Origin of the sequence: Flavobacterium sp. ZT3R18, assembly GCF_007097385.1 — a bacterium.
Taxonomy (GTDB): domain Bacteria; phylum Bacteroidota; class Bacteroidia; order Flavobacteriales; family Flavobacteriaceae; genus Flavobacterium.
Genome location: NZ_VJZS01000007.1, coordinates 108001 through 130473, shown reverse-complemented (window position 1 = coordinate 130473; position 22473 = coordinate 108001). Strand labels below are relative to the sequence as shown.

Genomic DNA, 22473 nt, shown 5'->3' with positions numbered 1-22473 from the left:
TCCAATTAATGCAATTGGAATTTGGAATTTGTTTTTTGAAATTTAATTAGGTTGTTTTATAGTTTTATAATTTTATCTTCGCAACTGCGTTTTAGTTGTCAAAAATAGCGTTTAAGCATGTCCCAAAAACTTTTGTTATTTTATTTGTTCTCTATTTGCACTGTATCATACGGTCAAATAGGAGGGAAGCATACCTATGAGTTTTTAAATTTGGTCACTTCACCCAGACAAGCCGCCCTAGGAGGAAAAGTAATTACTATTTATGACGATGATGTCAATGAAGCTCTATTCAATCCTGCCACAATAAATGAAGAAATGAATAATCATTTGGCATTAAATTACGGGAATTACTATAAAGAAGTTACTTACGGAACGGCTTCCTACGCCTATACGTACGATCAACATTTACAGACATTTCAAGCAGGGATAAATTATATCAATTACGGAAAATTTGATGGATATGATGAGAATGGTTTACCTACCAGTTCATTTACAGGTAGCGAAATTGCCCTTTCCGTTGGTTATGCCTATAATATTCCTTATACCGATATACATTTAGGAGCCAATGCCAAATTTATCGAATCTACTTTAGAGAGTTACAATTCCTTTGGAGCTGCTGTAGATTTAGGAATGATATATATCGATGAGAAAAATGATATAAATTGGGCATTAACCGTAATGAATATAGGAACACAGTTTACTTCTTACGACGGCAACAAAGAAAAACTACCTTTTGAAATAATTGCAGGAGTATCCCAAGAATTGCAAAATGTACCTATCCGTTGGCACTTTACACTAGAGAATTTGCAGCAATGGAATTTGGCTTTCTCAAATCCTGTTCGCTCACAAACTTCACTAGATGGCAGTGTGACAGAAGAAAAGATTTCGGTGTTTAACAATGCGATGCGACATATGATTTTTGGTATCGAACTTTTTCCTAAAAAAGCATTTAATCTTAGGTTGGGCTATAATTTCAGAAGAGGTGCTGAATTGCAAATTCAAGATCAGCGTAATTTTTCGGGACTTTCATTGGGGTTTGGTCTCAAGCTAAACAAACTGAAATTCAATTATTCCTATTCTAAATATACTTTGGCGGGAAATACGAGTTTGTTTGGATTGACTATTAATTTGGGAGAATGATTTTTTTTAGAAGAGGAGAAAAGAAAATAGAGTAAAGAATATAGATAATAGAATATAAAGAAGAGATAATAGATCAAAGAATATAGAGTCTAAACTTTTTTTTAATCAAAATAGTAAAACATGAAAAAAATAATCGTAGCAATAGACGGATTTTCATCCACAGGAAAAAGCACTTTGGCCAAACAACTCGCCAAACAGTTGGGATATGTATATGTAGATACTGGTGCTATGTATCGTGCCGTGGCTCTGTTTGCGATGCAAAACAATTGCATTGGAGTTGATTTTTTGGATAAAGGAAAACTAGTTGATAGCTTACCTTTTATTAAATTGAATTTTAAATTCAATCCTGAATTGGGTTTTGCCGAAATGTATTTGAATGATGTAAATGTGGAAACCGAAATTAGAACCTTGGAAGTTTCTAATTATGTGAGTAAAGTAGCCGAAATTTCGGAAGTGCGTGCCAAATTGGTCGAACAGCAACAGGAAATGGGTAAAGAAAAAGGAATTATCATGGACGGTCGAGATATAGGAACCGTTGTGTTTCCTAAAGCCGAACTCAAAATATTCATGACTGCTGGAGCAGATACCCGTGCGCAAAGACGTTTTGATGAATTGCAAGCAAAAGGAGATGCTGTTACGTATGAAGAAGTTCTTAAAAATGTAGTAGACCGTGATTATGTAGATACCCATAGAGAAGATTCGCCTTTGGTAATGGCAGAAGATGCAATTGAAATTGATAATTCATACCTGAATCGTAAGGAACAATTTGATGTTGTTTTAGAGTTAATAAATGATGTTATAGAAGCGGAATAAATAGTTGCTAATTTCAATTTAAATAGTAGTTTTACAAGCTGATACTTTTTTATAAAAACACAATTCATGGGGATTAAAAATAGGTTGACACTAATGAGCTTTCTGCAATTTTTTGTTTGGGGAGCTTGGCTGATTACAATTGCAAATTATTGGTTTGGAACCAAGGCTTGGGAAGGAACACAATTTGGTTTAGTCTTTAGCACAATGGGAGTCGCCTCCCTTTTTATGCCTACTCTTACAGGTATCATTGCAGACCGATGGATCAATGCCGAAAAACTATACGGAGTTCTTCATATATTGTATGGTGCTGTATTGTTTTATTTGCCTGAGGTTACTACACCAACTACTTTTATTTACACCATGCTTTTGGCCATGTGTTTTTATATGCCAACAATTGCATTGAGTAATTCAATTTCTTACAATGCCTTAAAAACAAATGGACTGGATGTAGTTAAAAGTTTTCCGCCCATTCGAGTTTTTGGAACCATCGGTTTTATTGTTGCCATGTGGATGACCAACTTATCGGGAAACAAGGCTACCGATTATCAATTCTATATTGCTGGAATTGCAGCAATTGTATTAGGTTTTTATTCTTTTACTTTGCCAGCATGCAAGCCGCAAAGATTAATCAAAGAGAATGCTTCCTTGATGGAAACTCTAGGATTAGAGTCTTTTAGGTTATTTGCCAATTATAAAATGGCACTTTTCTTTATATTTTCTATGTTTTTGGGTGGAGCGTTACAGCTTACTAATGCGTATGGGGATGTTTTTCTGGATGAATTCAAACATTTTCCTAAATATGCAGATTCATTTGTGGTAAAATATTCGACTATTATTATGTCGATTTCTCAAATTTCGGAGACTTTATTTATACTGGCTATTCCGTTTTTCTTGAAGCGTTTTGGTATCAAGCAAGTCATGCTAATCAGTATGCTGGCTTGGGTATTGCGTTTTGGACTTTTTGCATTTGGAGATCCTGTTCAAGGATTATGGATGATTATTTTGTCTTGTATCGTGTACGGAATGGCTTTTGATTTCTTTAATATTTCAGGGTCGTTGTTTGTTGAAACGCATACAGATCCCAAAAACCGTTCTTCGGCTCAAGGGTTGTTTATGATGATGACCAATGGAGTAGGAGCAATACTAGGAAGTTTTACTTCGGGTTGGGCGATTGATCGTTTCTTTACAAAGTCTTTTAGCACTACGACAGAGTTGGCTTCGTTTTTACAAACGGATACTACAAATCCAAAAATGTTGGAATTTGTAAAAAGTCAAGGAAATTCTATTACTACCGATGGTTTGTTTGATAAAGTAATTATGATGAAAGATTGGCATATGATTTGGCTGGCTTTTGCTGGTTATTCCTTGATTATTGCCATTGCTTTTGCGATTTTGTTCAAACACGAGCATAATCCGAAGGAAGTTGAGAATTTGAATCATTAAGTCACATTGATTTTTTAATAAACCCGACAGTTTTTTAAAACCTGTCGGGTTTATTATTACTGGTAAATCAGAATAAAACCTAATTAGTCCTTTGTTTTGATTTTGTCATAGCCAACGGTTTCAACCGTTGGAGATAATATTAGAGAAATTTAATGTTTCAAAAAGATGATTTATAATACGTTACCCACGGTTAAAACCGCGGGCTATGGTTGAAACGCTTAGTAAGCTTTAGTGATTAAAAATTAAGTCGTTTGTTATTACCGATAAATCACAATATAACCTAACTAGCCCCGATGGAAGGGAATATCCTTCTTTATCCCGATTTTTCATCGGGATAAAAAGATAGGAATGACAGCGGGAACTATACCTCTAAGAATGCCTAATAATTCGCTCCTAATCCCTTTTTTACTTCTTTTTATAGTACTCATAAATATCTAGCTGTAAATATTTTGTCATATTAAATAAATGAATTACTTTTGCACACCTTTTGGTGAGTAAGAGTTTCCTTTAGGTATCAACTAATTATACAAACAACTTCTGTATTTTCTATCGCTTTAAGAAACTCGAGAGAACACAGAATACAAATTTTCAATCAGCATGTCTGAACAATTAAAATCACAAGAAGAGTTTTTAGCAAATTTTAACTGGCATAACTTCGAAGAAGGTATCGATGCAGTAGATGAGAAAAACTTATTAGAATTCGAAGAACTAGTTTCAAAAACATTTATTGCTACAGATCAAGAAGAAGTAGTAGATGGAGTAGTTGTTAGAATTACAGATAGAGACGTTATCGTTGATATCAACGCAAAATCGGAAGGTGTTATTTCATTAAACGAATTCCGTTACAACCCAGCATTAAAAGTAGGTGATACTGTAGAAGTATTAATTGACATCCGTGAGGACAAGACAGGTCAATTGGTATTATCTCACAGAAAAGCACGTACTATCAAATCATGGGATAGAGTTATTTCGGCTAACGAAACAGGAGAAATCGTTAATGGTTTTGTAAAATGCAGAACTAAAGGTGGTATGATCGTTGACGTTTTCGGAATTGAAGCTTTCTTACCAGGATCTCAAATTGATGTTAAACCAATTAGAGACTACGATGTATATGTAAACAAAATGATGGAATTCAAAGTGGTAAAAATTAACCACGAATTCAAAAATGTTGTTGTTTCTCATAAAGCGCTTATTGAAGCGGATATTGAAGTACAGAAAAAAGAAATCATCGGTCAATTACAAAAAGGACAAGTATTAGAAGGTGTTGTTAAAAACATTACTTCTTATGGTGTGTTTATTGACTTAGGTGGTGTTGATGGATTAATTCACATTACTGACCTTTCTTGGAGTCGTATTAACCACCCAAGTGAAGTTCTTGAATTAGACCAAAAATTAAACGTTGTAATCCTTGATTTCGATGATGAGAAAACAAGAATTCAATTAGGATTGAAACAATTAAACGCTCACCCTTGGGATGCTCTTGATGCTAAATTGGCAATTGGAGACAAAGTAAAAGGTAAAGTAGTTGTAATCGCTGATTACGGTGCTTTCATCGAAGTTGCTGAAGGTGTTGAAGGTTTAATCCACGTTTCTGAAATGTCATGGTCTACTCATTTACGTTCTGCTCAAGATTTCGTAAAAGTAGGAGATGTTGTTGAAGCTGTTATCTTAACTTTAGATAGAGATGACCGTAAAATGTCATTAGGTATCAAACAATTGACTCAAGATCCTTGGACTGACATTACTTCTAAATACCCAGTAGGTTCTAAACATACAGGTATCGTTAGAAACTTTACAAACTTTGGAATTTTCGTAGAATTGGAAGAAGGAATTGATGGATTAATTTACATCTCTGACTTATCTTGGACTAAGAAAATCAAACACCCATCTGAATTTGTAAATGTTGGTGAAAAACTTGATGTAGTAGTATTAGAATTAGATGTTGATGGACGTAAATTATCTTTAGGTCACAAACAAACTACTGCTAATCCTTGGGATCAGTATGAAGATTCATTCGCTGTAGGAACTATCCACAACGGTGAAATTTCTGAAATTGTTGACAAAGGAGCTACTGTAGAATTTGGAGAGGATATCGTTGCTTTCATTCCTACTCGTCACCTTGAAAAAGAAGACGGTAAGAAATTGAAAAAAGGAGATTCTGCTGATTTCAAAGTAATTGAATTCAACAAAGAATTCAAAAGAGTAGTTGCATCTCACACTGCTATCTTCCGTGAAGAAGAAGAGAAAAACGTGAAAACTGTAACTGAAAATACTTCATCTGCATCATCTACAAATGCACCAGCTGCAACTTTAGGAGATAACAATGATGTATTAGCTGCATTGAAAGCTAAAATGGAAAAATCAGAGAAAAAATAATTTCTTGATTTTTTGAATATAGGAAGCCCCGCAATTTGCGGGGCTTTTTTTGTGCGTCATTTTAATTATTATTTTTTGTGAATTTGTTTAAAATCAGAGATATGCAAGCTATAAAATAAATTATTGAAGTCAAAGACCATACTTTCAACGTTGTACATCCAAAAGATTTTACTGCAAAAAGAGTAGAAGTTATTATTTTGCCTTGTAATTCAGAAAATGATATTCCTCAATGGCAACAAATCGAATCAGAGCGTCGTTACAACGAATATTTACAGAATCCAGAAATCGCAATTTTGAATGACCATTTTATGAAGAAATTAGATTCTTTGTAATGAGAAATACCTTTTAATTAAATCAAAAATTATCCAAGTAATTATCGAAATAGCAAACGTAAATCGAACTATAATTGAATATAAAAATCCCCATCTCGTTGTAAAAAACAAGATGGGGATTTCTTTTTAAAATTCTATTTACTTAGCTATTAACTTTACTTCCTCTGGTGTAAATGCATTAACAATCGCGTAGGTATTTACGCCTACAATAGACATCTCGTCTAGTATATCGACCAAATTACGAAAATTTGAATTCTTGCTTGGTTTTATAATCACAATAAGACCGCTATTTGGTCTGCCTATTGCGGCTGAATATTCAAGAGTCAATTTGTTTATTTCTAATAATTCTTTGCGGATACCATGTTTTCCGTAGCGTACCACTTTAGGCTTTATTATAGGGTACATTAAAACACCTTTGTACAAAACTACTTTATCATTATCGCCAAGCAATAGTGTTAAAGATCTATCCTCCCCATAACAACCACCCCATCTACCACAACTATTATCCTCTGGCATAGTAAGAGACATCGTTTGTGGTCTTGCTAGCTCGTTATTTAGCATAAAAAAAATAATTAAAAGGAATGACACGCTAATCATAGCAGTCAGATCTACGCTAGAATTTAATTTCTTACTTCTAATTTTCCCTGTTTTTCTACCAAATTCATTTCTAAATTCACTCATAGCTTTTAACTTCTAAAAAATATTGATACGATTAGTTGATTTAGTATTTACACAAATCAATATACATAAAATCAGAATACGAATAACATTACTACTGTTTTTTTTACATTTAAAATAAATTAACATTTAAACAAGAACAAACATTCTTAGTTTTTAAGGCCTAGTGCAAACATAAATTCAAACATTAAATTTATAAAATAGTAATGGTATTATTCATCCTAGGTATCTCAAAGCCAAAATAGCTAAAACTAATAAAAACTAATTTCTGATTTTTAAAAACATTACATAAAAACAGGAGAAAAGCCTCTTTTTAGTGTTTTTTTTTATCATAAAGAGGATAAATTAGTGTTAATTTATCTTAAATAATCTATATTTGAACAAAAAAATCAATTATTTTTTATGATTTCTAAATTATCTTTTTCTAGTCAATCTACTTTATATATTTATCTAAGTTTTTTTTTACTTTTTCTAGGTTCCGTTAATATGAGTGCACAATGTGCAGGAAATAATGGTTCGCTTACCGTTTGTGACATCGCAAACCCTTTAAACCCACCTGTTGATTTGAACGCTTTATTAGGAATTCACACTGCCGGAGGTACATGGAATGATGATGATTTTTCTGGAGGTTTAAATGTTGTAAACGGTACCTTAAACGTCCAAGATATTAAAGAAAGTGGTGTTTTTCATTATACCTATTCTTTAAATAATGTAAATGGATGCACAGGTAGTGCAGTAGTAACCATTACCATTGGTGGCTATGCAGGAGTAGCTGGTGCTTTTAACCTTATTTGTAGTAGCGAAACAAGTTATAATTTATTTCATGTTTTTAATGGTACTTTGCTAAGTCCTCAAACCAATGGAATATGGGAAGATGTTGATAACAAGGGAGGATTATCTGGTTTTACTCTAAATGCATCTGTTCCTCAACCGATTCCGGGTACTTATTCCTATAAGTATACAGTGCCTGCTATAGCTACATGTCCCCCTAGCTCTTCAACTATACACTTAACAATACAGCGAAAACCGATCTCAGGAGACCCTGATAAATCCGATTTTTGTTCAAATAATTTAGCCAGTTATACTAATTTAGACTTAAATAGTTTGTTAATAGGTGAAGACTCTGGAGGTCGATGGACTGAATTAAGTGGTACTTCGGAAATTGGATTCCCAGCCGATTATATTGTAAATATTCAGAATATTTATAATGTTAAAGGAGCAGGGAATTATAGTTTTAAGTATACCGTTACACCAAAAGAAGCCATCTGTTTGCCAAGCGCGAGTACTACTATTACAATCAAAATTGAGCAGTTCCTTGATTTTACAGGAGCAAAACTTGAAGTTAACTCGGATATTTGCGAAAATGAAATTCCAACCGCTACTTATAATGCTGTTTTAACCCGTGGTACTCAATTTATAGCTGATGGTTCTTATGAAGTTACTTATTTTGTTACTGGAGCAGCTTCATCTACGACAATTGTTCGAAATTTCGTCAGTGGCGTTTTGAGTTTTCCCATTGATAGAGCAAACTTTAAATTTGTCAAAGATTATACCATTAGCATTCTCAATATAAAGGTCGCCAATAGTCCTGGTGTTTGTACCAATATCATAGGAACAATAGAGGATGATTTGCATGTTTATCCTATTCCAAAAATCAACGCTGCAACACTTACTATTCTTCCTGTTTGTAAAAATGATGATGCAACAGTATTTTTTTTAGGAACTTCCAATCTTACTAATGGCGATTATGATATTTCATACAATTTAAGTGGTAGTAATACTAAAACTGCAACTGCTGTCCTTAGTATTACTGAAGGTTTAGGGTCTTTTAATATCCCGAAAAATTTGATTCCGAATGTGGGATTAACGAAAATTACCATTACCAAAATTACCAACGCTGTAACTGGTTGTAGCAATACATCAACGCTCAATAAAGAATTTACCGTAAATCCATTACCAGATCTAAGTAATTTGATTGTAACAGTAAAAGATGTTTGCCAAGGTCAGCCTGCAATTGTTGATATGACTGGTTTAGGTACTTTGACGGATATTTCTATAGAATACACTATTTCAGGAGCAAATGTAATAGTACCTCCACAAACCAAATCCTTGACTGTCGTTGGAGGTATTAAGAGTTTTAGTATTCCAGCAACTGATATTCCTATTGTGGGAGTAACAACTTTTACCATTACAAATGTTACCAATACTTTAACAGGATGTTCGATCTCTACTACAATTCCTAAAAATTTTAATGTAAATCCTCTTCCGATTATTGCTGTAAGCAGTCCACAACCATTTTGTACTTCTGACAATGCAACTGTTGCCAATTTAATGCCACAAGGAAATCAATACAAATGGTTTGATTCGGCTACAAGTACTGTTCCTTTAATTAGTACAACACCTTTAATTACTGGATATTATTATGTAAAGGAAGTAAATGTAGTAACAGGATGTGAATCAAGTTTAAAAACGGTTGCTGTAATTATTAATTTAACGCCTCAAATTAATAGTGCAATAGTAACAATTCCTTCAATTTGCCAAGGATTTAATGCTAATATTAACTTTGCAACAGGCACAACCAATCTTACCGATGGGAATTATAACATTTTTTACAACCTAAGCGGAAGTAATACTACTACAACTCCGGTTTCTGCTATTTTAACTGTAACAAACGGAATGCCTTCCTTTTCTATAAATTCTAACTTTATTCCAAAAGCAGGAAATACAACAATTGCAATTACCAATATTACCAATACGTTAACTCATTGTACTAATACTTCAACTCTAACTAAAGTTTTTGTTGTAAATGCCGTACCTGATGTTAGCACTATGATTGTCACTATCAAAGACGGATGTTTAGGACAAGATACAAATGTTGATATTAGCGGATTAGTAAATTTAACTAACATTACTTTGAGTTATGCTGTTTCTGGTGCCAATACAATAGGTTCTCAAACAATCCCTTTGGTTGTAAGTACAGGGAAAACCAGTTTTTCAATTTTAGGATCAGCACTTTCAACAATAGGCAGTAACACCTTGGTTATAACGGATATTACCAATGCAGGAAACAGTTGTAGTACAATTATCAACTCAGTTTCTAAGAATTTTGATATAAATGCTATTCCGAATAATCCAACTGCGGGTAATCAGACTTTTTGTGAAACAGATTTTGCAACGGTAGCGAATTTGCAACCAGGCGGAAATCAATATAAATGGTATGCTTCGGCTAGCAGTAATACGGCATTAGCTTCAAATGCACTTTTGGTAACCGCAAATTATTTTCTAAAAGAAGGAAATCCAACTACGGGCTGTCAATCAAATGCTACACCAATTAGTGTTCTTATCAATACGGTTACCATTCCTGTTTTAAAACCAAGTGGACAAGATTTTTGCGGTGTTGACAAACCGACTATTCTTAGTTTATCCAATAATACAACTGCATCTAAAAATTTAGCTTGGTATGATGCTGTAACAAACGGGAAGTTGCTTATAAAAACGGATCTGCTTTCAGAAGGAGCTACCTATTACGGTTTTGATTATGATTCGAATACAAAGTGTACCTCAAGTCCATTGGTGGTAACGGTTTCGCTTACGGATTGTACTGCAACACCTGAGAATTTCTTTATTCCTGATGGGTTTTCACCAAATGGGGACGGGGTTAATGAAACCTTTCAAATTATAGACATCGAATTTTTATTTCCAAATTATAACTTAGAGATTTTTAATAGATACGGGAATATTTTATTCAAAGGCGATATCAACAAACCAGCTTGGGATGGTAAAAGTTCTAATTCTGGCTTTATGAATGGCGATGCGCCTACAGGAGTTTATTTTTATGTTATCCAATACAATAAAGACAATTTGAAACCCAAACAAGGTCAACTTTATTTAAACCGATAATTCCACATTTTTTATTTATAATTTATTCCAATGAAGAAAATAATATTTCTTGTGTGTTTTTTCCTTTTCATGCTAAAGGTAAGTGCTCAACAATCCCCTCATTTTACTCAGTACATGACCAATATGAGCGCGGTAAATCCAGCTTATGTAACAACTACTCCTGCAATTCTTAATGTAGGAAGCTTGTATCGTTATCAATGGGCAGGAATTGAAGGTACTCCAAAAACGCTGACATTATTTGCTCATACTCCTATAAATAATAAAATAGAAACTGGGATTTCTTTAATTTCTGATAATATTGGTAATGGAGCCAAAAAAGAGACTAACTTTTCTGTCGATTTTGCTTACATACTCCCATTAGATGAAAAACAAAATATATCCTTTGGGGTAAAAGCGGGTTTCTCATCGATAAGTACCAACTTTAATGGTTTTAGATTGAATAGTGGCGATGTTTCTACCGATAAAGCATTTGCCGAAAATGTAAATGAAATAGTACCCAATATTGGAGTAGGGGCCTATTATTTTACCGATAATTATTATGTCGGGATTTCGTCACCCAACTTACTTTCGACAAAAAACAGCAAAGAAAGAAAAGAAATAAGCTCGCTTGGCACTCAAAAAATCCATACTTATTTCACTGGCGGTTATGTTTTTGACATCAATGAAGCCTTTAAATTGAAACCTGCTTTTATGGCAATATTCGTGGCAGGAGCTCCTGTATCTGTTGATTTAACTGCGAATGTTTTGTATAATGAGAAGTTCGAACTTGGTGCTGCTTATCGATTTAATGATTCTGTTAGTTTATTGATGAATGTCAATGTAACATCCAATTTGAGAATTGGTTATTCATACGATTATACTGTTTCTAATCTTAGCCAATTTAATTCGGGTTCACACGAAATTGTACTATTGTATAATTTGGATTTATTAGGTAAAGGATACGATAAATCACCTAGATTCTTCTAAAAAAGAAAAAATGAAAAAATATATATTTTTACTCCTAATCGTATTTTCGATCCAATGCATGCAAGCCCAACAGCAGGATTTACAAAGAGTAAACCGTTTGTTTGCCAAAACCTATTATAGTGAAGCCATTCCTTTGTATGAAAAAATTAGCAACAAAAACCAAGCTGTAGCAATAATTCAAAACTTAGGAGATTGCTATTATTACACCAATCAGTATGACAAAGCGCAAGAACAATATGCTTTTTTGATCAAAAGCAAAAGTGTTGCACTCAATGAAGAATCTTACTTTCGATATGCACAAACTTTGAAATCCCAGGGGAATTACACCGAAGCCGATCAAGTGATGCGCGATTTTTATGTAGCTTCTAATGATAAAGAGGCTCTAGGTAAATTTGATAAGAATGTGAAAAACTTAAAAAATGTTAGTGCCATTGGAGAACGGTTTACCATTAGGAATTTAGCACTGAACACCGCAAATTCTGAGTTTGGTGGAGTAGTTCTAGGAGATCATTTAATTTTTGCAGCCGTTAAAAAGAAACCCAATCTATTTGATAAAACCTATAAATGGAATAATGAAACCTATCTCAATTTAGTTAGTATTCCGCTAAAAAATACCAATGCAAAGGATTCTATTATAACTTATTTTTCAAAAGATTTAAAATCGGCTATGCACGAATCAAATGCTGTTTTTACAAAAGATGGCAAAATCATGTATTTTACCCGAAATAATTCCAACAATGGAAGAAGAGGAAAGAATACAGACAAAATTTCGGCAATTCAAATTTTTAGAGCCGAATTGGTCAATACAAAATGGACTAATATTGTGGCATTACCTTTCAATAGCCCTGATTATTCAGTAGAACACCCCGCTTTAAGTCCAGATGAAAAGACATTGTATTTTGCATCTGACATGCCAGGAGCATTGGGTTCTTTTGATATTTTTAGTGTTTCAATAATCGGTTCGACTTATGGAAATCCAATTAATCTGGGAGATAAAGTAAACACGAACAAAAGAGAACAATTTCCTTTTGTTTCCAAAGACAACAAATTGTATTTTTCATCCAATGGGCATGAAGGTTATGGAGCATTGGATATTTTTGTTTCAGAAATTCAAAATAATTCTTATTCTAAAGCGGAGAATGTTGGACTTCCTGTAAACTCTGGCTATGATGATTTTGCTTATTATATAGATTCTGACAGCAAAGAAGGTTATTTTTCTTCGGATAGATTGGGGGGCAAAGGTAAAGACGATATTTATTCATTGGCGGAAACCAAAGATTTACTTGTTGAAGATTGCAAACAATACATCACTGGAATTATTACTGATGTCGATTCTCATTTGGCACTAGAAAATGCTATTGTAATTTTGAAGAATAGTGCTAATCAAGAAATTGAAAAAGCGATCACTACTGTAGATGGAAAATTTAGTTTTACTGTTGAATGTGAAGCCAACTATTCCGTTTTTGTTACCAAAGAAAATTATACAGAGAATTCACGAACCTTTCATATTTCGGGGGAAAGAAATAAATCCAATGATGGTTCGATGGAAATTCGATCAATAGAAATTATCAAAAAGGAAGAACAAGTAGCTTTAGAACAAAAGAAAGCCGCCGATTTGCTTTTGGCACAAGAATTAAAAGCGGCTGAATTAGTAGCTCTTGAACAAGAAAGAAAAACAGCTGCCATTGCGTTGAGGGAAAATAAAATTGCAGAAACCAATGCGCTGATGCTTAAGAAAAAAGAGGATGCAATAGCTCTTGAAGCAAAAAGGTTAGCAGACTTAACCGCAATTCAGCAATTGAAAAAAGACAAACTACTAGCTGACAAAAAAACAGAAGCATTAGCCGAAGCAAAGAAAAAAGAAAGAATGGCGGCTATTCTTGCTGCTGAGAAAGATGTTGTAAGAGATAAAGGGCGCTTAATTATTAAAACCGATCCCATTTATTTTGATTATAATATGTGGTATATTCGAAAAGATTCTAAACGCATCTTGAATCGTATCGTTGAATTGCTGAACAAATATCCAGAAATGGTTGTCGAAATTGGTTCACATACCGATAACCGTGGGAATGACAAATTCAACGCGGATCTATCTCAAAAAAGAGCCGATGCAACCAGAACTTATATTTTGGAACAAGGAATTCCTAAAAATAGAATCTCTGCCAAAGGTTATGGGGAATCAGTTCCGATAATAAAATGCATTCCCGAAGATTCTTGTGATGAAGAACAACACGAATTAAACAGAAGAAGTGAATTTGTGATTACGAATTTATAATAGCATTTCAAAATTGTATCGAGAAGCTTACAATGCTAGGGTTCTCGATACATTTTATTAAAAAAAGCTATCGCATTTTTAATAAAACACTACCATTGACGTTTTTATTTAATCAATTGAAAGACAATGATTTAACGAAATTAACATACGAGAATAATACGTCATTTCATATTGCTTTTTTTAGAATAAAAATTCCACCTCGAAATGACGCGTAGAGTTAGGTTAATTTAACACAGTAAATTTAAAGCCGAAATGGTATAACACTCCCAATAGCTATCAGGATTCACAGATTAGCACAGATTTTTAAATATAAAACAGTGTGTGTGATTTGTGAAATTATGAAAAACAAAAAAAATCCTAACTCATTACGAATTAGGATTTCTTTTATTTTTAAATTAAAGCAAACCTATCTCAAACTTGCTCCAAGTTCAGTTTCAAAATTCTTTATTAGTTTACTCATAATTTTATCAATTTGAGCATCTTCCAAAGTTTTGGAATTATCTTGAATTGTAAAACTCAATGCGTATGATTTTTTACCTTCGGGTAAATTTTGTCCTTCATAGACATCAAATAAATTTACGTCTTTCAATAATGATTTTTCTGTTTGTCGTGCAATAGTGTAAATACTGTCATACGTTACATTTTGATCGAGTAACAAAGCTAAATCTCTACGAACTTCAGGATATTTTGGAATTTCAGTATATTTTATTTTGCTGGACATCAATTTTAAAACGACAGCCCAATTAAAATCAGCATAGAAAACTTCTTGTTTGATTCCAAAGTGTTTTAAAACAGATTTTTTAACTACTCCAAATTCAACTAAAATGTCGTTTCCTAAACCTAGAGCAATTCCTTCTGAGAAAACATCAGTAGTAACTGCTACACTTTTTGCTTTTGCAATACCCAATCGAGACAAAACACTTTGGACATATCCTTTAAACAAAAAGAAATCAGAAGGTTTTTGTGCATTTGTCCAATTCTCTTGGTTTCTATTTCCTGTTTGAAACAGCGTCAAGTGCTTAATTTCCTCATAACCAGAAAGGAATCTATGGTATGATTTTCCGAATTCAAATAATTTTAATTCTGAATTTTTACGGTTAATATTATAGGATATAGCTTCCAACCCAGAAAACAGTAACGACTGACGCATTGTAGCTAAATCACTACTTAGCGGATTCAACATCGTTACATTGTATTCCTCTTTCAAGGTTTCTGAAAGTTGCACATACGAAGCTGTAGTCAATGAATTGGCCATCATTTCGTGAAAACCTTGAGAATTCAATTGGGTAGCCACACTATTTTGTACTTTATAATCCTCATTTCTTGGAGAATTACAAACGGTAGCATTTAATTTCTTAGAAAAAATAATATTGTTGTAACCGTATACTCGTAGAATTTCTTCAATTACATCAATTTCTCTCTGTACATCAACTCTATAAGCAGGAATTACCAATCCCAAACCAGCATCTGAAACGCTATTTATTTTAATTTCTAAAGAAGCCAAAATTTGCTTGATGTTATCTTTTGGTATTTCTTGACCAATAATTCGTGCCACATTTTTGAAGTTTAAAAATACCGCAAAATCTTCAATTTTCTTTTGGTAAATATTAATCACATCCGATGTGATTTCACCACCAGCCACTTCTTGAATCAATAAGGCCGCTCTTTTTAAAGCATATTCTGTAATGGTTGGGTCAATTCCTCTTTCAAATCTAAAAGAAGAATCCGTATTTAATTGATGTCTTTTGGCCGATTTTCTAATGCTTACAGGATTAAAGTAAGCACTTTCTAAGAAAATAGAATTCGTGGTTTCTGAAACCCCTGATTTTTTTCCGCCAAAAACTCCCGCAATACAAAGTGGACCTTTTTCGTCACAAATCATCAAATCTTCTTCATGTAAAGTTCTTTCTACATCATCTAAAGTGGTAAATTTAGTTCCACCCGGAAGTGTTTGTACAATAATTTTACCGTTGATTTTTGATGCATCAAAAGCATGTAGCGGTTGGCCTAAATCATGTAACACATAATTGGTAACATCTACAATATTATTTTTAGGGTTGATTCCAATAGCTTTTAATCTGTTTTTCAACCACTCAGGCGATTCTTTAACAGTTATACCCGAAATAGTAACTCCACAATATCTTGGTGCAAGTTGAATCTCTTTGACATCAACATCAATTTTTAAAGTTCTTTTGTCAACTCTAAAATTGCTTACAGATGGCGTAATCAATTCTACATTGATTCCTCTTTGCAAAAATCCAGCTCTTAAGTCTCTTGCAGTTCCCAAATGACTCATTGCATCGGCACGGTTAGGCGTTAATCCTATTTCAAAAACTTCGTCATTTTCGATTTTGAAAACAGTAGCAGCCAAAGTCCCAGCTGGAATTGATTCGTCAAGAACCATAATTCCGTCATGACTTTCGCCAAGACCCAATTCGTCTTCGGCACAAATCATTCCATGACTTTCTTGTCCTCTAATTTTTCCTTTTTTAATGGTAAAAGCAACATCGTCTTTGTCATATAATACGGTTCCAATTGTTGCAACAGCTACTTTTTGTCCTGCATCAACATTAGAAGCACCACAAACAATTTGTAAAGGAAATCCATCACCTAAATCAACCGTAGTAATTTTTAAACGATCAGCATCGGGATGAGGAATACAAGTAAGTACATGTCCTACAACTATACCTTCTAGTCCTCCTTTTACAGATTGATATTTTTCAACTATCTCTACTTCAAGACCTAAATCTGTTAATAAAGCCGATGTTTCTTCGGATTTCCAATCTATTTTAATGAACTGTTTTAACCAGTTGTAAGATATCTTCATTTTATGTTTTTTTCAAGATTGCAAATATAATCAATGTTTCTTGAGGTTCAAAGTTAGTTCGTCCCAAAATTTGCAACTAAGCTGAACAAATTTTTAATACTGTCTTTATAATATTTCTTCAATATGTTTTTTAATATTTTCAGAAATTTTTGATGTAGGCAAATCGTTGTCATCATATCCAAAAGGCTCTTCAATTTCTTCGGAAATTAATTCGATGCTTGCCAATACATAAAAGATAAAAGTCACAACTGGAATTACGTAATACCCCAAAGTAAAAACATAAGCATAAGGAAGCGTTAAGACGAAAATAAAGATAAACTTTTTGATAAAAGTACTGTAAGAATAGGGGATAGGTGTGTTTTTGATACGCTCACAGCCGCCGCAAATATCGGTAAAAGATTGAATCTCATTGTTTAAAATAATCAATTGCTCTCCCGAAATTTTATGAGTAACATACAGATCATTAATTTTTTGAAACAACATTTTTGCTATTTGATTGGGTCTGTGTTTGTGATGATCTAGTGCTAAATCAACATGCTCAAACAATTGCATGCTCGTTTCTTCATCTTTCAAATGCTTGTTTAAAATCGAAGCGTAACTTGGAATTAATTTTCTAAAATAAGCCAAATCTTTTTCATCCTTCAATATAACAGAAAGTTTGATGGCTAAATTTCGGCTATTGTTGACCAAAGCCCCCCATAATTTACGTCCTTCCCACCAACGATCATAGGCAGAATTGATTCGGTAGGCCAATAATAAAGAAATAACGAAACCCAATGTAGTATGAATTACAAAAAGGTTTTTTACGTGACTTGTTTCATCCAATTTGAAATATTCAATCTCAAAATAGGCAATTACCCCCGAATAAAGGGCAATTAAAAGTAATAAGGGGAATAGTTTTCTAAAAGTATCAGATCTGTGAATACGAAATATATAGGCGAACCAAATTTTAGGATTGTAGGATACCATTCTGTTTTTTTTGCTGTCAAAAATAGTTAAAAATTAAGAGTACCCGCTAATTCTCTTAGTGTAATTTCGGATAATTTGGCTTGAAATTGAGCACTCGTCAAACGAATTCTGGAATTGATATAGTTTAATTGGGCCGCTCTAAACTCGACCGAAGTGATGGTTCCTATTTTGAATTTTTCGGCTGTTATTTCAAGATTTTGTTTTGAAATAGCCGTATTACTTTCCTCTAAATCTATCAAATCTAAATTGGTCAAATAAATTTGAAAGGCAACCGTCAAATTGGAACGCAAACTAATGGTTTGCTGTTCGATAGCCAAACTTGAATTGTCTATTTGCATTTTGGCAATTTTTTCATTTCTATTTTGCGCATCGCCATCAAATAAGTTTAATGAAGCCGTAAAACCATAATTTAATCCATGTGCAGACGATTGCGTATTAAACCCAAGACTCGATTTTGACTCATTAAAATTGTAACCTGTGTTTACTTTAACCGTTGGATAACGCTCCCCTTTGATTTGTTTCAAGTCTAATTCGGATACTTTTTTATTGATAATTTGCATCACTAATTCTGGATTTTGCTTTTCAGTCAATGCCATCAATTCGGATAATTGCAGTTTTCTATCTACATTAATTCCTTGAGAGACTTTAAAATCGGTATTCAAATCTCTAGCCAATAACTGGTTCAAGAGCGTTTTGGCATTAGAATAGGTTTGTTTTTCTTTTAATAAATTACCCAAATCCGTATTCAAATCCACCTGAGCGTTCAACACATCCAGTTTAGATCCTTTTCCGATAGTGTATCTATTTTTGGTAAATTCTAATCTTTTTTTGGAAATAACAATTGTCGAATCCAAATCGGATAACTTTTGTTGTTCCTGTATCAAATCATAATAAACCGAATTGACACTACTTACCTTGTTGATAATAGTCATTTTTAATTGGGCATCGCTTCTGTTTTGCAATTCCTTCAATTGATCGTATTTGGCAAACATTTTTAAACCATCAAAAATGGTCCAATCCAAAGCTACTCCATAATTCAAACTATTATTTTCGGCATTTTTTAAGTTTACCGTAGTGCCATCTGCTCTGGTTTGAGAGGTGTTTTGAATACTCTTATTGTCTGAAGCAACAGCATTTATAGAAGGCAGCATTCCTGCATTCCCGATTGCCACATTGGTTTGGTTGATTTTTAAATTATTGTCTGCAATTTTTATTTCGTAATTGTTGTCCAATGCAATTTTAATTGCATTTTCTAGAGTCAAGATTTCCTGTGCATTTCCTATTGCAAAGCAAAACAAAAACAACAGCAGGCTTTTAAAAAACAGTTTTGTATTCATCATAATCTGTATTATTTTACCACATATAGAGTGGATTGTTATTATATTGCCACGAATGACACTAATTATTCACGAATTAATTCATTTTAAAATTTAGGCAATTCGCGTAAATTCGTGTAATTCGTGGCTAATTTTTTTATTCTTTAAAAATTTATTTCCCATTCTAACTGGGGAAAATCTTTAATTTATTCGGACAAACTATTTTTTAACCTCTTTTTCATATTCATCAATATGATCAAATTCAGGATAATGTTTACGAGCTTTAGACCACATTAGATACAGCGCTGGAATTACAAATAAAGTAAGCACCAAAGAGAAAATAGTTCCTCCCACAATGACAACTCCCATTCCAATTCTACTCGTAGCAGCAGCACCCAGAGACAATGCAATGGGCAATGCTCCCAACGAAATGGCCAAACTGGTCATCAAAATCGGACGTAACCTTGATTCTGAAGCTTCTAAAATGGCTTCCAATTTAGGCTTGCCTTGTTCCCGCAATTGATTGGCAAATTCGACGATCAAGATTCCGTTTTTGGTTACTAATCCAATTAGCATAATGGTTCCGATCTGGCTAAAGATATTCCACGTTTGATTGAATAACCAAAGTGAAAATAAAGCTCCTGCAACTGCCATTGGCACAGTCAAAATGATAATAAAAGGATCAATAAAACTTTCAAATTGGGCAGCTAATATTAGAAAAATCAATAATAAAGCCAATCCAAAAGCGAAAGAAGTATTCGAGCTACTTTCGACAAAATCCCTGGATTCCCCTCCCAAATCGGTAGTAAATGAATCATCAAGTACTTTGGCTTTTATTTCATTCATTGCATCAATTCCTTCGCTTAAACTTTTGCCTGGAGCGAGACCTGCAGAAACCGTTGCCGACATGTAGCGGTTGTTATGATACAATTGTGGAGGATTGCTTTCTTCTTCGATTTTAACCACATTATCCATTTGAATCAGTTCCCCTTTATTGTTTTTGACATACATCGATGTTAAATCCAAAGGTTTTGAACGATCTTCTCTTTCAAATTGACCAATTACTTGATATTGTTTTCCGTTTCTTATAAAATACCCAAAACGTTGACCACTCAAGGAAAGCTGTAAGGTTTGGGCAACATCTTTTACAGAAATTCCTAAACTTTCGGCTTTCGCTCTATCAATCGAAACGTTGATTTCGGGTTTATTGAATTTCAAATTCACATCCGTGACAGAGAAAACATCACTTTTTGCTGCTTCTTCCATAAACAATGGAATTTTTTCTCTTAATTTCTCAAAATTTGGAGCCTGAATAATGTATTGAACCGGTAAACCACCACGTCTATTTACTGCAATAGTTGGCTGTTCAATTACCGATGTTTTGGCCTCAGAATACTGACTGGTCAATTTTGTTAATTTATCAGCAATTTCCTTTTGGGACATTTTTCTTTGATCGGGTTGTATCAATGATACTCGTATAAAACCACTATTAACAGAAGAAGATCCAAAACCTGGAGAAGTAATTACCAAACTTACTTTTTTTTCTGGAATAGAGTCATCTACCAATTTGGAAATTTCCTGCATGAAACGATCCGTGTACTCATAAGAAGCTCCTTCTGGTGTTGTCATACGCATCACGAAACCACTTCTATCATCATAAGGTGCTGTTTCTTTTTTCAAAAGATTAAAAAACAAGTAAATCAATCCAAAACAAACAATAAGAATTGGGAAACTCAACCATTTCCTTTTCATAAAACGAGCAAGTGCATCAGCATAACCACTATTTAACTTTACAAAAAATGGTTCAGTTCGAATATAAAATTTAGATTTTTTCTGTTCACCACCTTTCATCAAATAGGCATTCAACATCGGTGTCAATGTCAAAGACACAAAAGCAGAAATCAATACCGCAGCTCCAATGACCACACCAAACTCTCGAAACAATCGTCCAACAAAACCTTCAAGAAAAATAACTGGTAGAAATACCGCCGCCAAAGTGATGGATATCGAAATTACGGCGAAGAAAATCTCATTAGACCCTTTTATTGCGGCTTCGATAGGAGACATTCCTTCTTCTACTTTTTTGAAAATATTCTCGGTTACCACAATTCCATCATCTACAACCAATCCGGTTGCAAGAACAATCGCAAGCAGTGTTAGTACATTGATCGAAAATCCGAAAAGCCACATAATAAAGAATGTTGCAATCAAGGAAACAGGAATATCGATTAAAGGTCTAAAGGCAATGGCCCAATCTCTAAAAAACAAAAAGATAATTAAAATCACCAATAGGATTGATATTCCTAGTGTTTCGGCTACTTCGATAACCGATTTCTTTACAAAAACCGTATTGTCAATGGCTATATTTAATTTGATATCACTGGGTAAATCCTTTTTTAAACGTTCGAATTGTTTGTAAAATTCACTTGCAATATCCAAATAATTGGCTCCTGGAAGTGGTACAATAGCCACACCAACTAGGGGAGTCCCTGATTGTGTCATTTTGGTTTCTACATTTTCAGGACCTAATATAGCAGAACCAACATCACTAAAACGAACTACTTTTTCACCTTCGGATCGAATGATAATATTATTGAATTCTTCGGGTTTAGAAAGATTTCCAACTGTTTTTACAGTCAGTTCGGTATTGTCTCCCGTAATTTTCCCAGAAGGCAATTCTACATTTTGTTTATTCAAAGCATCCCGAACTTCGGCTACTGTACAACCGTAAGCTGCTAACTTTTCTGGATTAATCCACAATCGCATAGCGTATCTTTTTTGTCCCCAAATTTGAACCCCACTAACTCCCGGTATGGTTTCGAGTCGTTGTCCAATTACATTTTCGGCATAATCACTCAGTTCTAGTGCAGTACGAGTGTCACTTTGAACGGTCATAGAAATAATCGCATCACTATTGGCGTCAGCCTTAGAAACAACAGGTGGTGCATCAATATCTTGTGGTAAATTTCGAATCGCCTGTGATACTTTGTCACGAACATCATTGGCCGCTTCTTCCAGATTTTTATCCAAATTAAATTCGACCGTAATGGTGCTACTCCCTTGCGCACTTGAAGACGTTACGTTTCGAATTCCATCAATCGAGTTGATTGCTTTTTCTAACGGCTCTGTAATTTGAGACTCAATAATATCCGAATTGGCTCCTGTGTAATTCGTTCTAATCGAAACTTGTGCAGGGTCTATCGAAGGGAATTCTCTAACTCCCAGATACGTGTAACCAATAATCCCAAACAAAATAATCGTTAAGTTCATAACGATAGTCAGTACAGGCCTTTTTATGCTTAAAGTGGATAAACTCATAGAGATTTTTGATTTTAGTCCCGATAATTATCGGGAGCAGATTTTTGATTGTTTCTGCCAGCAACGACTATTTTTATTTAAACTATTAAAATTAGGTAAATTAAGTTTTGTATGCCTTAA

At 33.7% G+C, this 22473-nt stretch carries 13 protein-coding genes; 8 read left to right on the top strand and 5 right to left on the bottom strand.

Annotated features, from left to right (window positions below; all coding sequences use genetic code 11):
• Positions 1–117: 117 nt before the first annotated feature.
• The 5 genes from porQ (at position 118) to FNW52_RS21105 (ending at position 6104) form a co-directional block, all read left to right on the top strand.
• The gene (porQ, locus tag FNW52_RS09965) at positions 118–1140 is read left to right on the top strand and encodes a type IX secretion system protein PorQ (protein ID WP_143377318.1); all 1023 of its coding nucleotides are present in this window, start codon (positions 118–120) and stop codon (positions 1138–1140) included.
• 120 nt (positions 1141–1260) lie between these two features.
• Positions 1261–1953: a (d)CMP kinase gene (cmk, locus tag FNW52_RS09960; protein ID WP_143377317.1), complete on the top strand. Its 693-nt coding sequence runs from the start codon at positions 1261–1263 to the stop codon at positions 1951–1953.
• Positions 1954–2019: 66 nt separating this feature from the next.
• Positions 2020–3396, top strand: a complete 1377-nt coding sequence (locus FNW52_RS09955; RefSeq protein WP_143377316.1) for a nucleoside permease — start codon at positions 2020–2022, stop codon at positions 3394–3396.
• A gap of 597 nt (positions 3397–3993) precedes the next feature.
• Positions 3994–5772 carry a 30S ribosomal protein S1 gene (gene rpsA / locus FNW52_RS09950; protein WP_143377315.1) on the top strand — a complete coding sequence of 593 codons (1779 nt, stop codon included), beginning with the start codon at positions 3994–3996 and terminating at the stop codon, positions 5770–5772.
• A 197-nt stretch (positions 5773–5969) separates the two neighbouring features.
• Complete coding sequence (locus tag FNW52_RS21105; RefSeq protein WP_255515554.1) at positions 5970–6104, top strand: hypothetical protein; 135 nt, start codon at positions 5970–5972, stop codon at positions 6102–6104.
• 138 nt (positions 6105–6242) lie between these two features.
• On the opposite strand, the gene FNW52_RS09945 is transcribed toward FNW52_RS21105, so the two are convergent.
• Positions 6243–6785, bottom strand: coding sequence for a biopolymer transporter ExbD (locus FNW52_RS09945; RefSeq protein ID WP_143377314.1), 543 nt, complete (start codon positions 6783–6785; stop codon positions 6243–6245).
• Between the two features lie 483 nt (positions 6786–7268).
• Here FNW52_RS09945 and FNW52_RS09940 point away from each other — a divergent pair, with 483 nt between their 5' ends.
• Genes FNW52_RS09940 through FNW52_RS09930 form a run of 3 tightly spaced genes read left to right on the top strand, consistent with a single transcriptional unit; the run spans position 7269 to position 13923 of the window.
• Positions 7269–10682, top strand: coding sequence for a gliding motility-associated C-terminal domain-containing protein (locus tag FNW52_RS09940; protein ID WP_185965949.1), 3414 nt, complete (start codon positions 7269–7271; stop codon positions 10680–10682).
• Positions 10683–10712: 30 nt separating this feature from the next.
• The gene (locus FNW52_RS09935; protein ID WP_143377312.1) at positions 10713–11648 is read left to right on the top strand and encodes a type IX secretion system membrane protein PorP/SprF; all 936 of its coding nucleotides are present in this window, start codon (positions 10713–10715) and stop codon (positions 11646–11648) included.
• A gap of 10 nt (positions 11649–11658) precedes the next feature.
• Positions 11659–13923, top strand: a complete 2265-nt coding sequence (locus FNW52_RS09930) for an OmpA family protein (RefSeq protein WP_143377311.1) — start codon at positions 11659–11661, stop codon at positions 13921–13923.
• Between the two features lie 406 nt (positions 13924–14329).
• On the opposite strand, the gene pheT is transcribed toward FNW52_RS09930, so the two are convergent.
• From pheT to FNW52_RS09910, 4 genes are all read right to left on the bottom strand, one after another.
• Positions 14330–16750 (bottom strand): phenylalanine--tRNA ligase subunit beta, encoded by a 2421-nt coding sequence (gene pheT, locus FNW52_RS09925; RefSeq protein ID WP_143377310.1) that lies wholly within the window; start codon positions 16748–16750, stop codon positions 14330–14332.
• A 105-nt stretch (positions 16751–16855) separates the two neighbouring features.
• Entirely contained in the window at positions 16856–17719 is an 864-nt protein-coding gene (locus FNW52_RS09920) for a bestrophin family protein (protein WP_143377309.1), read from the bottom strand.
• A gap of 26 nt (positions 17720–17745) precedes the next feature.
• Positions 17746–19056: a TolC family protein gene (locus FNW52_RS09915; RefSeq protein ID WP_143377397.1), complete on the bottom strand. Its 1311-nt coding sequence runs from the start codon at positions 19054–19056 to the stop codon at positions 17746–17748.
• Between the two features lie 198 nt (positions 19057–19254).
• The gene (locus FNW52_RS09910) at positions 19255–22353 is read right to left on the bottom strand and encodes an efflux RND transporter permease subunit (protein ID WP_143377308.1); all 3099 of its coding nucleotides are present in this window, start codon (positions 22351–22353) and stop codon (positions 19255–19257) included.
• Positions 22354–22473: the final 120 nt, after the last annotated feature.